The sequence below is a fragment of the Streptomyces sp. NBC_01296 genome (assembly GCF_035984415.1).
In the GTDB taxonomy this organism is placed as follows: Bacteria; Actinomycetota; Actinomycetes; order Streptomycetales; family Streptomycetaceae; genus Streptomyces.
Genome location: NZ_CP130720.1, coordinates 7,517,533 through 7,530,783 on the forward strand (window position 1 = coordinate 7,517,533; position 13,251 = coordinate 7,530,783).

At 73.8% G+C, this 13,251-nt stretch carries 11 protein-coding genes and 1 pseudogene; 10 read left to right on the forward strand and 2 right to left on the reverse strand.

Translation table 11 applies throughout. The features are described 5' to 3' along the window. Nucleotides 1–2: 2 nt before the first annotated feature. The gene (locus OG299_RS34245) at nucleotides 3–1,646 is read right to left on the reverse strand and encodes an acyl-CoA synthetase (RefSeq protein ID WP_327363583.1); all 1,644 of its coding nucleotides are present in this window, start codon (nucleotides 1,644–1,646) and stop codon (nucleotides 3–5) included. 190 nt (nucleotides 1,647–1,836) lie between these two features. On the opposite strand from OG299_RS34245, the gene OG299_RS34250 reads away from it, so the two are divergent. From OG299_RS34250 to OG299_RS34275, 6 genes are all read left to right on the forward strand, one after another. Continuing rightward, nucleotides 1,837–2,637 (forward strand): crotonase/enoyl-CoA hydratase family protein, encoded by an 801-nt coding sequence (locus tag OG299_RS34250; protein ID WP_327363584.1) that lies wholly within the window; start codon nucleotides 1,837–1,839, stop codon nucleotides 2,635–2,637. Nucleotides 2,638–2,916: 279 nt separating this feature from the next. Next, nucleotides 2,917–3,879 carry a Zn-ribbon domain-containing OB-fold protein gene (locus OG299_RS34255; RefSeq protein ID WP_327363585.1) on the forward strand — a complete coding sequence of 321 codons (963 nt, stop codon included), beginning with the start codon at nucleotides 2,917–2,919 and terminating at the stop codon, nucleotides 3,877–3,879. Then, nucleotides 3,879–4,949 carry a thiolase family protein gene (locus OG299_RS34260; RefSeq protein WP_266631933.1) on the forward strand — a complete coding sequence of 357 codons (1,071 nt, stop codon included), beginning with the start codon at nucleotides 3,879–3,881 and terminating at the stop codon, nucleotides 4,947–4,949. Before OG299_RS34255 ends, OG299_RS34260 begins: the two co-directional genes overlap by 1 nt. After that, complete coding sequence (locus OG299_RS34265; protein ID WP_327363586.1) at nucleotides 4,946–6,121, forward strand: thiolase family protein; 1,176 nt, start codon at nucleotides 4,946–4,948, stop codon at nucleotides 6,119–6,121. Before OG299_RS34260 ends, OG299_RS34265 begins: the two co-directional genes overlap by 4 nt. 130 nt (nucleotides 6,122–6,251) lie before the next feature. Continuing rightward, nucleotides 6,252–6,491, forward strand: a complete 240-nt coding sequence (locus OG299_RS34270) for a DUF397 domain-containing protein (protein ID WP_266631936.1) — start codon at nucleotides 6,252–6,254, stop codon at nucleotides 6,489–6,491. Nucleotides 6,492–6,620: 129 nt separating this feature from the next. Beyond that, nucleotides 6,621–7,106, forward strand: a complete 486-nt coding sequence (locus OG299_RS34275) for a hypothetical protein (RefSeq protein WP_266631938.1) — start codon at nucleotides 6,621–6,623, stop codon at nucleotides 7,104–7,106. Here OG299_RS34275 and OG299_RS34280 read toward each other — a convergent pair. Next, the gene (locus OG299_RS34280) at nucleotides 7,076–8,287 is read right to left on the reverse strand and encodes a low temperature requirement protein A (RefSeq protein WP_327363587.1); all 1,212 of its coding nucleotides are present in this window, start codon (nucleotides 8,285–8,287) and stop codon (nucleotides 7,076–7,078) included. The genes OG299_RS34275 and OG299_RS34280 overlap by 31 nt on opposite strands. Before the next feature lie 25 nt (nucleotides 8,288–8,312). Here OG299_RS34280 and OG299_RS34285 point away from each other — a divergent pair. From OG299_RS34285 to OG299_RS34300, 4 genes and pseudogenes are all read left to right on the forward strand, one after another. Further along, nucleotides 8,313–8,729, forward strand: a pseudogene (locus OG299_RS34285) (ACT domain-containing protein); the annotation flags it as partial. A gap of 145 nt (nucleotides 8,730–8,874) precedes the next feature. Next, complete coding sequence (locus tag OG299_RS34290) at nucleotides 8,875–11,715, forward strand: ATP-binding protein (RefSeq protein ID WP_327363588.1); 2,841 nt, start codon at nucleotides 8,875–8,877, stop codon at nucleotides 11,713–11,715. 34 nt (nucleotides 11,716–11,749) lie between these two features. After that, nucleotides 11,750–12,601, forward strand: coding sequence for a maleylpyruvate isomerase family mycothiol-dependent enzyme (locus OG299_RS34295; protein WP_327363589.1), 852 nt, complete (start codon nucleotides 11,750–11,752; stop codon nucleotides 12,599–12,601). A gap of 137 nt (nucleotides 12,602–12,738) precedes the next feature. Next, entirely contained in the window at nucleotides 12,739–13,239 is a 501-nt protein-coding gene (locus OG299_RS34300; protein ID WP_053787178.1) for a hypothetical protein, read from the forward strand. Nucleotides 13,240–13,251 lie beyond the last annotated feature (12 nt).

Consider the following 13,251-nt stretch of genomic DNA (forward strand, 5'->3'; position numbering starts at 1 on the left):
GATCAGTGCGCCGCGTCCGCGCCGGCGTCCGCCTCCGTCGCCACCGACTTCGCCCAGCGGTAGTCCGCCTTGCCGCTCGGCGAGCGCTGGATGGCCGGCATGACGACCAGCTGGCGCGGGATCTTGTACCCCGCGAGCCGGGTCCTGCAGTGGCTCTGGATCTCCTCCAGGCTCGGCTCCGGGGCGCCCGGTCGGACCTGGACCACCGCCGCCACGTGATTGCCCCACTTCGCGTCCGGCACCCCGGCGACCAGGGCGTCGTACACGTCCGGATGGGACTTCAGCGCCTGCTCGACCTCCTCCGGGTAGACCTTCTCGCCACCCGTGTTGATGCACTGCGAACCGCGCCCGAGGACCGTGACGATGCCCTCCTCGTCGACCGTCGCCATGTCCCCGAGCAGCACCCACCGCTCGGAGCCCTTCCGGAAGAACGTCTCGGCGGTCTTCGCCGCGTCGTTGTAGTAGCCGAGCGGGACGTGGCCGCGCTGGGCGAGCCGCCCCGGTACGCCGACCGGCACCGGCTCGTGCGTCACCGGGTCCACCACCTGCGTACGGTCGTTGACGACGAGGCGGAAGCCCTTCTCGGGGCTCGAGTCGTCCGCCGCCCGGCCGTTGGACCCGGACTCCGAGGATCCGAAGTTGTTCAGCAGCATCACGTTCGGCACCAGCCGCTGGAACTCGGCCCGTACCGTCTCCGACATGATCGCCCCGGACGAGGAGACGCTGAACAGCGAGGACAGGTCGGTCCCCTCGAGCGGGCCCCTCAGCGCATCGATGAGCGGCCGGAGCATCGCGTCGCCCACCAGCGAAACGCTCGACACCTTCTCCTTCTCGATCGTGCGGAGCACCTCCTCCGGCGCGTACTTGCGGTGGATGACCACCCGCTGGCCGTAGTTGAAGGCGATGAACGAGGTCAGCGTCGAGGTGCCGTGCATCAGCGGGGGCGCGGGGAAGAAGGTGAGCCCGGCGCCCTTCGACGCGACCCGTTCGGCGAGCTCCTCGGGCCGCTTCACCGGCTCGCCCGAGGGCTCGCCGCCGAAGAGCCCCGCGAAGAACAGGTCCTCCGCGCGCCACATGACGCCCTTGGGCATGCCGGTGGTGCCGCCCGTGTAGATGATGAACAGGTCGTCGGGGGAGCGGGGCGCGAAGCCGCGCGCGGGCGAGCCGGCCGCCTCGGCGTCCGCGTACGCGACCGGGGCGATCGAGGGCTCCGGGGCGCCCTCGGGGGTGGCCCCGACGCGGATCAGGTGGCGCAGCTTCGCCGTCTGCGGGAGGGCGGCGGCCACCCGCTCCGTGAACTCGCCCTCGAAGACGAGCGCGGCGAGGTCGGCGTCGTTGTAGAGGTAGACCAGCTCCTCCTCCACGTACCGGTAGTTGACGTTCACCGGTACGAGGCGGGCCTTGAGGCAGGCCAGGACGGTCTGCAGGTACTCGATGCCGTTGTAGAGGTGCAGGCCCAGGTGCTCGCCGGCCGTCAAGCCGCTGTCCAGCAGGTGGTGCGCGATGCGGTTCGCCGCGGTGTCCAGCTCCGCGTACGTGAGGCGGCGCTCGGCGCCGGTCCCGGGGTGGTCCACGTACACAAGGGCCTCGCGGTCCGGGACCACGTCGACGACCGACTCGAACAGGTCGGCAAGGTTGTACTCCACCGTTCCTCCTCACCCCCGAGGTTGCCCGTTGCCGGGCCCATGGCTGTGCTGCCCGCGGCGGTCATTAGAGCGCCGCTCAGCCCAAGTGGGAAGGGCGCGGTCCAAGAAATCTGACTGTGTGTCAGAAAACTATTGAACTGCACCCGGCCCTCCTGCAACCTGTTCTAGGTCTTGAGACGGGAGGACGGCAATGGGTGGGACCGAACACCTGACCGTGGAGCGCCACGGCGCCACGCTGGTGCTCACCATGAACAGGCCCGAGGCGAAGAACGCGCTCTCGCTGCCGCTGCTGGTGGGGCTGTACGACGGCTGGCTGGAGGCGGACGCCGACGACACGATCCGCTCGGTGGTCCTGACCGGCGCGGGCGGGGACTTCTGCGCCGGGATGGACCTCAAGGCGCTGGCCGGGAAGGGGATGGCGGGCGACCAGTACCGCGACCGCCTGAAGGCCGACCCCGACCTGCACTGGAAGGCGATGCTCCGCCACCACCGGCCGCGCAAGCCGGTGATCGCGGCGGTGGAGGGCTACTGCGTGGCAGGCGGGACCGAGATCCTGCAGGGCACGGACATCCGGGTCGCGGGCGCGGGCGCCACCTTCGGGCTCTTCGAGGTCAAGCGGGGCCTGTTCCCGATCGGCGGCTCGACGGTACGGCTGCCGCGGCAGATCGCGCGGACGCACGCGCTGGAGATGCTGCTGACCGGCCGGCCGTACTCGGCCGAGGAGGCAGCCCGGATCGGGCTGATCGGGCGGGTGGTCCCGCAGGGGGCCGCGCTGGAGACGGCGTTGGAGCTGGCCGGGCAGATCAACGCGTGCGGGCCGCTGGCCGTCGAGGCCGTCAAGGCCTCCGTCTACGAGGCGGCCGAAATGACCGAGCGGGAAGGGCTCGCCTCCGAACTGGTGCGGGGATGGCCGATCTTCGACACGGCCGACGCGAAGGAGGGGGCGCGGGCCTTCGCGGAGAAGCGGGATGCCGTGTACCGGCGGGAGTAGCAGGCCCGGCCCCCGCCGTTGCTCCGCCGGCCGCAGCCGGGGCCCTGCCGGAGCCGCCGGGCCCGGCGGTCGAGTGCCGGTGCGGCGCCGCTGCCGGGGGCTCCGCCCCCGGACCCCCGCGCCTCAAACGCCGGCGGGGCTGGATTCTGCCGGTCGGGCGTCGTCCCGGGCCCCGGAGCCCCAGACGTCGGCGGGGCCGGATTCTGCCGGGCGGGGCCGGGGTTCCCGTGTCTGGACTTGCACGTGTTGTTGATCGTTTTCGAACATCGGAGGGCTCTCATGACAGCAGCCGCGTCCCCACCCGAGGTGCTCCGTGCGCCCCTCGTCGTCGAATTCCCCTTCACCCGGTCCCTCGGGCCCGTCCAGAGCGCCTTCCTCACCGGGCTGCGCGAGCGCGTCGTCCTCGGCGTCAAGACGGCCGACGGCAAGGTGATGGTCCCGCCCGTCGAGTACGACCCCGTCACCGCCGAGGAGATCCGCGAGCTCGTCGAGGTCGGCGCCGCCGGAACCGTCACCACCTGGGCCTGGAACGGCTCCCCGCGCCCGAACCAGCCCCTCGCCGCCCCCTTCGCCTGGGTCCTGGTCCGCCTCGACGGCGCCGACACCGCGATCCTGCACGCCCTCGACGCCCCCGGCCCCGAAGCCGTCCACACGGGCATGCGGGTCCGGATCCGCTGGGCCGAGGAGCGCACCGGGGCGATCACCGACATCGCCTGCTTCGAGCCGCACGACACCCCGGAAGCCGCGCAAGCGACCCCGCACGACGGGCAGTTCGCCGACGCCGTCACCGGCATCGTCGCCGCCGCCCGCCTCGACTACACCTACAGCCCCGGCCGCTCCCAGACCGCCTACATCAACGCCCTCGCCGACCGGCGGACCGTCGGCGAGCGCTGCCCCTCCTGCCACAAGGTGTACGTACCGCCCCGCGGGGCCTGCCCCACCTGCGGGGTCGCCACCACCGACCAGGTCGAGGTCGGCCCGGCCGGCACGGTCACCACGTACTGCATCGTCAACATCAAGGCCCGGAATCTCGACATCGAAGTCCCCTACGTCTACGCCCACATCGCCCTCGACGGCGCCGACCTCGCCCTGCACGGGCGGATCGGCGGCATCCCGTACGACCAGGTCCGCATGGGCCTGCGCGTCGAACCCGTGTGGACCGAGGGCGGCCGCCACCCCGACCACTACCGCCCCACCGGCGAGCCGGACGCCGACTACGACGCGTACAAGGAGCTCATCTGATGCCCGCGACGAGCAGGTACGCACGCGACGTCGCCGTCGTCGCCTTCGCGCAGAGCGACCACCGGCGCCGCAGCGACGAACTCAGCGAAGTCGAGATGGTCATGCCGGTCCTGCACCAGGTCCTGGCCCAGACCGGTCTGAAGGCCGGCGAGATCGGCTTCACTTGCTCCGGATCCAGCGACTACCTCGCCGGCCGCGCCTTCTCCTTCACCATGACCCTCGACGGGGTCGGCGCCTGGCCGCCGATCTCCGAGTCGCACGTCGAGATGGACGGCGCCTGGGCCCTCTACGAGGCCTGGGTCAAGATCCAGACCGGCGAGGCCGACACCGCGCTGGTCTACTCGTACGGGAAGTCCTCCCCGGGATCCGTACGGGACGTCCTGACCCGGCAGCTCGACCCGTACTACCTCGCTCCGCTCTGGCCCGACTCGGTGGCCCTGGCCGCCCTCCAGGCCCAGGCGCTCATCGACGCGGGCGAGACCGACGAGGCGGCGCTCGCCGGGATCGGAGCCCGCAGCCGGGCCGCCGCCGAGGCCAACCCGCACGCCCAGCTCAGGGGCGGCGCCGTCGCGCAGGGCGGGTACGAGGTCCGGCCGCTGCGTACGGGCGACTGCCCGCCCATCGGCGACGGCGCCGCCGCCGTCGTCCTCGCCGCGGGCGACACCGCGCGCAGGCTCTGCGAGCGACCCGCCTGGATCACCGGCATCGACCACCGCATCGAGGCCCACAGCCTGGGCCTGCGCGACCTCACCGACTCGCCGTCCACCCGGATCGCCGCCGAGCACGCCGGGGTCTTCGAACGCCCGGTGGACACGGCCGAACTGCACGCGCCGTTCTCCTCCCAGGAGGTGGTCCTGCGCAAGGCGCTGGGACTCGGCGAGGACGTCGTCGTCAACCCGTCCGGCGGGGCGCTCGCCGCCAACCCGGTCATGGCCGCCGGCCTCATCCGGATCGGCGAGGCCGCCGCCCGGATCCACCGCGGCGCCTGCGACCGGGCCGTCGCGCACGCCACCTCCGGCCCCTGCCTCCAGCAGAACCTGGTCGCCGTCCTGGAAGGGGAACCCGCATGACGCGTACGGGAAAGGAGCCGGTCGCCGTCGTCGGCATCGGCCAGACCAAGCACGTCGCCGCCCGCCACGACGTCTCCATCGCGGGGCTCGTCCGCGAGGCAGCGGCGCGCGCCCTCGCCGACGCCGAGCTGACCTGGGCGGACATCGACGCGGTCGTCATCGGCAAGGCCCCCGACTTCTTCGAGGGCGTGATGATGCCGGAGCTGTACCTGGCGGACGCCCTCGGCGCGGTCGGCAAGCCCATGCTCCGCGTCCACACCGCCGGTTCGGTCGGCGGATCCACCGCCCTCGTCGCCTCCAACCTGGTCGCGGCGCGGGTCCACCGGACCGTCCTGACCCTCGCGTTCGAGAAGCAGTCCGAGTCCAACGCCATGTGGGGCCTGTCGCTGCCCGTCCCCTTCCAGCAGCCGCTGCTGGCGGGCGCCGGCGGGTTCTTCGCCCCGCACGTGCGCGCGTACATGCGGCGTACGGGCGCCCCCGATGCGGTCGGCTCGCTCGTGGCCTACAAGGACCGCCGCAACGCGCTGAAGAACCCGTACGCGCACCTGCACGAGCACGACATCACCCTGGAGAAGGTCCAGGCCTCGCCGATGCTGTGGGACCCGATCCGGTACTCCGAGACCTGCCCCTCCTCGGACGGGGCCTGCGCGATGGTCCTCACCGACCGGGCGGGCGCGGCCCGTTCACCGCGGCCGCCGGCCTGGGTGCACGGCGGGGCGATGCGCAGCGAGCCGACGCTCTTCGCGGGCAAGGACTTCGTCTCCCCGCAGGCGGGCAAGGACTGCGCGGCCGACGTCTACCGGCAGGCCGGGATCACCGATCCGCGCCGCGAGATCGACGCGGTGGAGATGTACGTGCCGTTCTCCTGGTACGAGCCGATGTGGCTGGAGAACCTCGGCTTCGCCGAGGAGGGCGAGGGCTGGAAGCTCACCGAGGCCGGGGTCACCGAACTCGACGGAGACCTCCCGGTCAACCCCTCGGGCGGGGTGCTGTCCACCAACCCGATCGGCGCCTCCGGCATGATCCGCTTCGCGGAAGCGGCCCTCCAGGTCCGCGGCCAGGCCGGTGAACACCAGGTGCCGGGCGCCCGCCGGGCCCTGGGCCACGCGTACGGCGGCGGCGCGCAGTTCTTCGCGATGTGGCTGGTGGGAGCGGGGTCCCCGACTTCCTGAACGGGCTCGCTCCTCCCGGCGGGCGCGCGGCTGGTGCCCGACCGGCCACGGGTGACTCACCGTGGCCTGTGCGGCACCCGCTGCCATGGTTACTCTGGCCCCCGGACGACGTACCGGGAGGAGCACGCACGTGGCCGAAAGCATGATTTCGCAGCCTCTGGCCGGCTGGGGCAAGCCGGACCTCGATCTCAGCGGGGCGGACTGGCAGTCGAGCAGCCGGGGGGCGGGCGACGTCCAGATCGCCTTCGTCGAGGGGTTCATCGCGATGCGCAACGGCGACCGCCCCGAGAGCCCCTCGCTGATCTTCGCGCCGGACGAGTGGCGCAAGTTCGTCATGAACGCGCGGGGCGGGGAGTTCGACCTGACGTAGTCGGCGGCCCGACGCGGCGCACCACCGGACGCGGAGCCGCCGCGCCGGTGGCGCCGCCGCACATCCGCCTGACACGGCCGCCCGGATGTGCGAGAGTGGCCGGTATGACGATCATCCGCCGAAAGGGCGATGCCGCGTAGACGGCCCGGCGCACTGCGCGCCGAACGAGGAACGTACGAGGACCGCCGGCCGCCCGCCTGGGCATGGCAACTGCCCTCCGTGGACCGGCTCCCGGCCGCCGCCGCAGCGGCGGTCCACTGGGCCGGGGCCGGCCGGGGCGACGAGGTCGCGGACCTGCTGATGCGGTACCGGGCCTTCCTGAGCCGCCCGGGCAGCCCCCTGCTCCTGGCCCGCTCCTCGTGCCCGGCCTGCCCCGGATGCGCGCGCGACGACGTCGCCGTCGTCCGGGACGAACTCGCCGATCTCCACCACACCCTGCCGCCCGCCGCCCGCACCGCGCTGGGCCGCGTCCTGCACGTCCTGGACGCGGAGTTCCGCCGGCGCACCCTCCCCGAACCGGACCCGCCCGCCGGCCGGTGGGCCGACTGGAGCGGCCGCCCCCTCGCCTGGTGGCACCGCCGCATCTACGACAGCGAGGGCCGGGAGTTCTGGTGAGGCGTCGGCGGCGTCCGCGGGAGGCGTTCCAGCACCACCCGCGGCCACGCCGCCGCCAGCACCAGCAGCCACGCCAGCTGGACGGCCGCGGCACCCCGGGCCACCGCCCCCGCCACCAGCACCGCCGCCAGCGACGGCCCCACCAGCAGCAGAACCTCCCGCCTCCCGCGCCCCGTGCCGAGCGCCGCCACCCCCGCGATCGCCAGGTACACCGCGAGGCTCCCGCACAACAGCCACCGCACCGACTCCGGAACCGCATGGTCCGTGTACTCCACCGCATTGCCGAGCGCCGCCGCCAGCGCCGCCACCGAACCCGCGACGAAGCAGTGCAGCGGCAGCACGAGCCGTACCGGAAGGACGTCCCACGCCAGCAGCGGCACCCCGTCCGCCCCGTGCCGCAACGACAGCGACCACAGCAGGAGCAGCAGCAGGAACGCGCCGATGCCGACCCCGTACAGCGCCGCGTCCCACTCCACCTGCGAGGCGGCGGCCACCACCTGGGCCACCGCCTCGCCCAGCACGATCAGCTGGAACAGGCCCAGCCGCTCCCCGAGATGCGGCGCGTCCATCAGCGCCGCCACCGGCTTGGGCGCGGCCCGCCGCCTGCGCGCCGCCTCCTGCGCGTACTGCGCGTCCACCCGGGCGGCCAGCCTCGTGCCGGACACCGAGAACATCACCGCCAGGTCGATGGCCAGCCCCAGCGCCCACAGCGCGTACCGGGCCGTCCCGTCGAACCACATCGACACGATCCACGGCGTCAGCCCCAGCCCCAGCTGCGTGATCGGCAGGTCCGGCACGTACTCCCCGCGCCGCTCCCACGCCTTGCCTGCCAGCGACCGCACCAGGATGTAGGCCAGCGCGAACGCCCCCGCCCGGTCCTCCCGTACGCCGCGCACCGAGGCCGCCATCACCGCCATCCCGAACATCCCCGCCAGCACCGTCCACGTGCGGACCTCCTCGCCGCTGACGTTCCCGTACACCGTGAACAGCATCCAGCCCGTCCAGAACGCCAGGAACATCACCACGTACAGCGCCACATCGTCCCCACCGGGGCTGCCGTGCAGCAGGTGCGCCAGCTGGGCGACGCCCGCCACCGCCGTCAGGTCGAAGAACAGCTCCAGCCAGGAGGCGTGCCGTTCGCCCTCCGCAGGCGCCGACCCTGCCGGCGCGGAATCGGTCATAACGGGATGATAGGTAGGGTGGCCGAGCGGCGAGAGCGACCTGAGGAAACTGCTGAGCGGCATGCGCCCCGAGCTGCACGAGGGGCGGTACGTCTTCTGCACCGTCCCCGGAGCCACGGCGCCGCCCGCCGCAGCCACCCCCGTCGCCACCGTCCTGGAAGCCGAGGGGCTCACCCTGGTCCTGCGCCAGGAGGACGCCGACGCCGCCGGCCTCGCCTACGACTACACCGCCGGGTGGATCACCCTGCGCATCCACTCCGCCCTCGACGCCGTCGGCCTCACCGGCGCCTTCGCCGCCGAGCTCGCCGCGCACGGACTCAGCTGCAACGTCATCGCCGGGTACCACCACGACCACCTCTTCGTACCCGCCGAACGGGCGGCCGAGGCCGTCGCGGTACTGGAGCAACTGGCAACCCGTTCGGCGCAAGAGGGGCACCCGTAAAGGACTGCAACGGCCCGATACCAAAGATTCCGATCTTTCCCCGCAGAGGGCCTTCCCCCACGCGCGCGCGGGCGTACGCTGATGCCCCGAACAGGCCTGGGGGGTACCAGCCATGACGGAACGCCGGACCCGCAAACGGCGAAAGATGTTCGAACGCGAGGCAGAACTCGCCACCGTCGACGAAGCCCTGGAGCAGCTCACCGGATCCCGCGGCGCACGCCGTACGGACACCGTCGCGGGCGGCGTGCTGCTCGCCTTCTCCGGCCCCGCCGGCCTCGGCAAGACCACCCTCCTCGCCGAGGTGCGCCGCCGCGCCCTCGCCCGCAACTGCACGCTGCTGGCCGCCCGCGGCGGCGAACAGGAGCAGAGCCAGCCCTTCCACGTCGCCCGCCAGCTCATCCAGCCCCAACTGGCCGGCCACTCCGAGGAGGAACTGCACGCCGCCCTCGGCAGCTGGTACCCCATCGTCGGCCCCGCGCTCGGCCTGTGCGCCCCCGAACAGGGCGCCCCGCCCGACCCCCAGGGCCTGCGCGACGGCCTCGACTGGGTCCTCACCCACCTCACCGTGCAGCGCGCCCCCGTCACCCTCGTCCTCGACGACGCCCACTGGGCCGACCCCGAATCCCTCTCCTGGCTCGCCGCGTTCGCCCCGCGCGCCGAGCACCTCCCGCTGCTCCTCGTCGTCGCGTACCGCCCCGAGGAACTGCCCGCGCACGCCGAGGCGTTCCGTACGCTGCCCGGCCGCGCGGGACACCGCCCGCTGGCCCTCGCACCGCTCACCGAGGCCGCCGTGTCCACCCTGGTCCGCGAGGCGGTCGGGGACCACGCCGACGACGCCTTCTGCCGCGAGGCCTGGGCCGTCACCACCGGCAACCCCTTCGAAGCCGTCGAGCTCACCGCCAAGGTCCGCGACAAGGGCCTCGACCCCACCTCGGCCAGCGCCCCGCTGCTGCGCGACCTCGCCGCCGCCCAGCGCGGCAGCGGCCTCGTCGCCCGCCTCGAACGCCTCGGCCCCTCCACCGTCCGCTTCGCCTGGGCCTGCGCCGTCCTGGGCACCGCCATCCCGCAGGAGCTCGCCGCCCGGGTCGGCACACTCGGTCCCGAGGAGGCGGCCGACGCCACCCGGCGGCTGCGGGAGGCCCGCATCCTGTCCGGCCCCGGCGAAGAGCCCGACGCCGGGCTGGAGTTCGTCCACCCGCTCATCGCCACCGCCCTGTACCGGGCCATCCCCGACGCACTGCGGGTCGCCCTCCACGGACAGGCCGCCGTGGCCGTCGTCGACGCCGGACTCGGCGCCTCCAACGCCGCCCGCCACCTGCTGGAGACCCACCCCGAGAACGACCCCTGGGTGGTACGGACCCTGCGCGAGGCCGCCGCCGAGAACCTGCGGGCCGGCGCCCCCGAGGCCGCCCGCCGCCAGCTCGCCCGCGCCCTGCGCGAGCCTCCGGACTTCGACGGGCGCGCGGCCGTGCTGTACGAGCTCGGCTGCGCCTCCCTGCTCACCGAACCCGCGAACACCGTGAACCACCTGCGCGCCGCGCTCGCCGAACCCTTCGACGACCCCGCGCTGCGCCAGGGCATCGTCATCCGGCTCGCCCAGGTCCTCGCCCACAGCGACCGCCTCGCCGAGGCCTCGGACTCGCTCGCGCGGGAGATCCCGCACACCCCGGACGCCCGGACCCGACTGCGCCTGCAGTCCGAGCAGTTCATGTGGGACGCCTTCGACGCCGTCGAGCCCGACTCCCCGGCGCGCTCGCGCCGGCTGACCCGGCTCGCCGACCGGCTGACCGGCCGCGACCTCACCGAGCGGTACATCATCGGGCTGCGCGCCTGGGACGCCTGCCTGCGCGGCGAACCCGTGGACGTGGTCCTGCACCACGCCGTACGGGCCCTGGGCAAGGAGTTCAGCTGGGCCTACGAGGACCGCGGCTTCGAGGTACCGGTGCTCGCCGCCATGGTCCACATGTACGCCGACCGGCCCGGCCGGGCGGAGGAACTCTTCGAGGCCGGCACCGCCGAGTTCGAACGGCAGGGCTGGCGCGGGGCCCACCTGTCCTTCGCGTACAGCCTGCGCGCGTACATCCGCTACCGGCGCGGGCGCCTCGCGGAGGCCGAGGAGCTGGCCCGGGCCGGACTGCGGCTCGCCGAGCGCGTGGGGCGCGGCACGCCCGTGCACTGGTACAACATCGCGATCCTCGCCACGACGCTGCTCGCGCGGGGACGGGTGGACGAGGCCTGGGAGCTGGCGCAGGAGCACGCGTTGGGGGAGTCCGTCCCGGCAGCGGTGGTCTTCCCCGACCCCCAGACCGTGTACGCCGAACTGCTGCTGGCCCGCGGCCAGACGAAGGCGGCGGCGGCCGAACTCGAGGCCGTGGACCGCAGGCTGAGCCGGCGCGGGATCCAGAACCCGTCCTGGTGTCCGTGGCAGCTGCACCTGGCCCGGGCCGTGGCGGCACAGGACCCCGCCAGGGCGCAGGCCCTGACCGCCGATGCGGTACGGCGGGCCCGCGCCTTCGGGGCCCCGTCGGGTGTGGGGCAGGCGCTGCGGGTGGCGGCGGAGGTGGCGGCCCCGGACGAGCGGGCGGGGCTGCTGACGGAGGCGGTGGAGCTGCTGTCGGCCTCGCCGGCCGGGTACGAGCTGGCGTGCGCGCTGGCCGCGCTGGCCACGGAGCTCGGGGACGCGGAGCTGCTGGCGCAGGCGGTGGCGACGGCGCGGGAGTGCGGGGCGGACGGGCTGGTGGCGAGTCTGGGCGGGGCACCGACGGGTGCTGCGGCACAGGGCGGTGTGGGGACGCCCGCCGCGCCGGCGGGCGGTGCGGTCCGGGAGGACGGGCTGACGGACGAGCAATTCCGGATGGCGGAACTGGCCGTACGGGACGACCCGGCGGCGCGGGGCCGGGACCTGTCCCCGCTCTACCGGAAGCTGGGCACGGACCGGTCCGGCCTCGCGGAGGCGCTGGAGGTGTTCGCCCGGAGCTCAAGGTGACGTGGACCGGTGCCGGCGGGGGCAGGGTCTCGTCATGGACGTCATCGACCACGGTCAGAGGCTCTCCCACTTCCGCAACGAGACGCTCGCCTTCGAGAAGGCGATCCGGCGTGCGATCGCCGAAGCGGGCGACGGACCGGTCCCGCTCGTGCCGTCCTGCCCCGGCTGGTCGGCCGCCGACCTCGTCGGGCACCTCGGCGGGGTGCACCGGTTCGTCGGCCGCATCCTGCGCGACCGCCTGGCCGAGGCCCCGGACCACACCGATCTGACGATCTTCGCGATCCCGCAGGACCCGGCAGTACGGGCGGCCTGGCCGAAGCCGGAGACCGAGCCGAACCGGGGGCCGGTGCCGCAGGCGCTGACGGAGTGGTTCGCGCAGGGCGCGCGGCAGCTGGAGGGCCTGTTCCGGGAGCTGGGACCGGACGTGCCGGTGTGGACGTGGTCGGTGGACGCGGCGGATCGCGCGGCGCACACGAGTGGCTTCTGGCTGCGGATGCAGACGATCGAGCTGGCGGTGCACCGGTGGGACGCGGAGTCCGCGACCGGGGCGCCGGGGCCGATCGACGCGGAGATCGCGGTGGACGCGGTCCCGCAGACCTTCGAGGCGATGGCCCCGTTCCGGCGGGCCATGACCGGGGCCCCGGCCGGGGCGGGGGAGCGGTACCGCTTGCGGCGGACGGACGGCCCCGAGTCCTGGACGGTCACGTTCTCGGGGGAGCGGGTCCTGGTGGAGCACGGGGTCACGGACCCGGTGGATGTCGAGGCCGCGGGGACGGCGTCGGACCTGATGCTGTTCCTCTGGCGGCGGATCCCGTCCACCGGCCTGGCGGTCACCGGGGACGCGGACCTGCTGCCGCACTACTTCACCCTGGTCCCGCCCGTCTGACCGCTGCGCGGAGCCGACAGCCCTGCGCAGCGGCCCCCCACCACCCCCGCCGCCGGAGGCCGGACCGGAGGCGCGCCCTCCGGGTGATGGGCGGGGCCCGGGGCCGGAAAAGGCGGGCGGGCACGTACCATGGCGGCATGTCCTTCCTCCGCCGCAACCGCGCCGCCACACCCGCCGGCCCGGACTTCGACGTCCTGGCCATGGACCCGGGGGACTGGCCGGGCAATCTCGGGGCCGGGCTGCTGCCCGCGCCCGACGGCAGCTGCCAGGGCGTCTTTCTCCGCTACGACCTGTTCGGCGGACGCGGCCCCGCAATGATCATCGGCAACCTCCCCGAGGGCTCCCCCGCCCGGGAGCTCACCGAGGGCCAGGTCCCCTTCGAGGTGGCCCAGCTCCTCGACGCCCTCGAGAACGACGAGGACGTCGAGGTCACCGGCACCGAGGACTGCCCCGTCATGCAGGGCGACAACCTCCTCATCGTCCGGAAGATCAAGCTCTCCGAGGGCCGGATCAGCTGCGTGCAGTTCGACCGCAGCGACAACGTGCTGGTCACCATCGCGAGCTGGGACCGGCCCATCACCGACGACCTGTACGCCCTCCTGAAGCCGCTCCCCGCCGAGCTCTTCCAGCAGGGGTAGCAGCCACCCCCT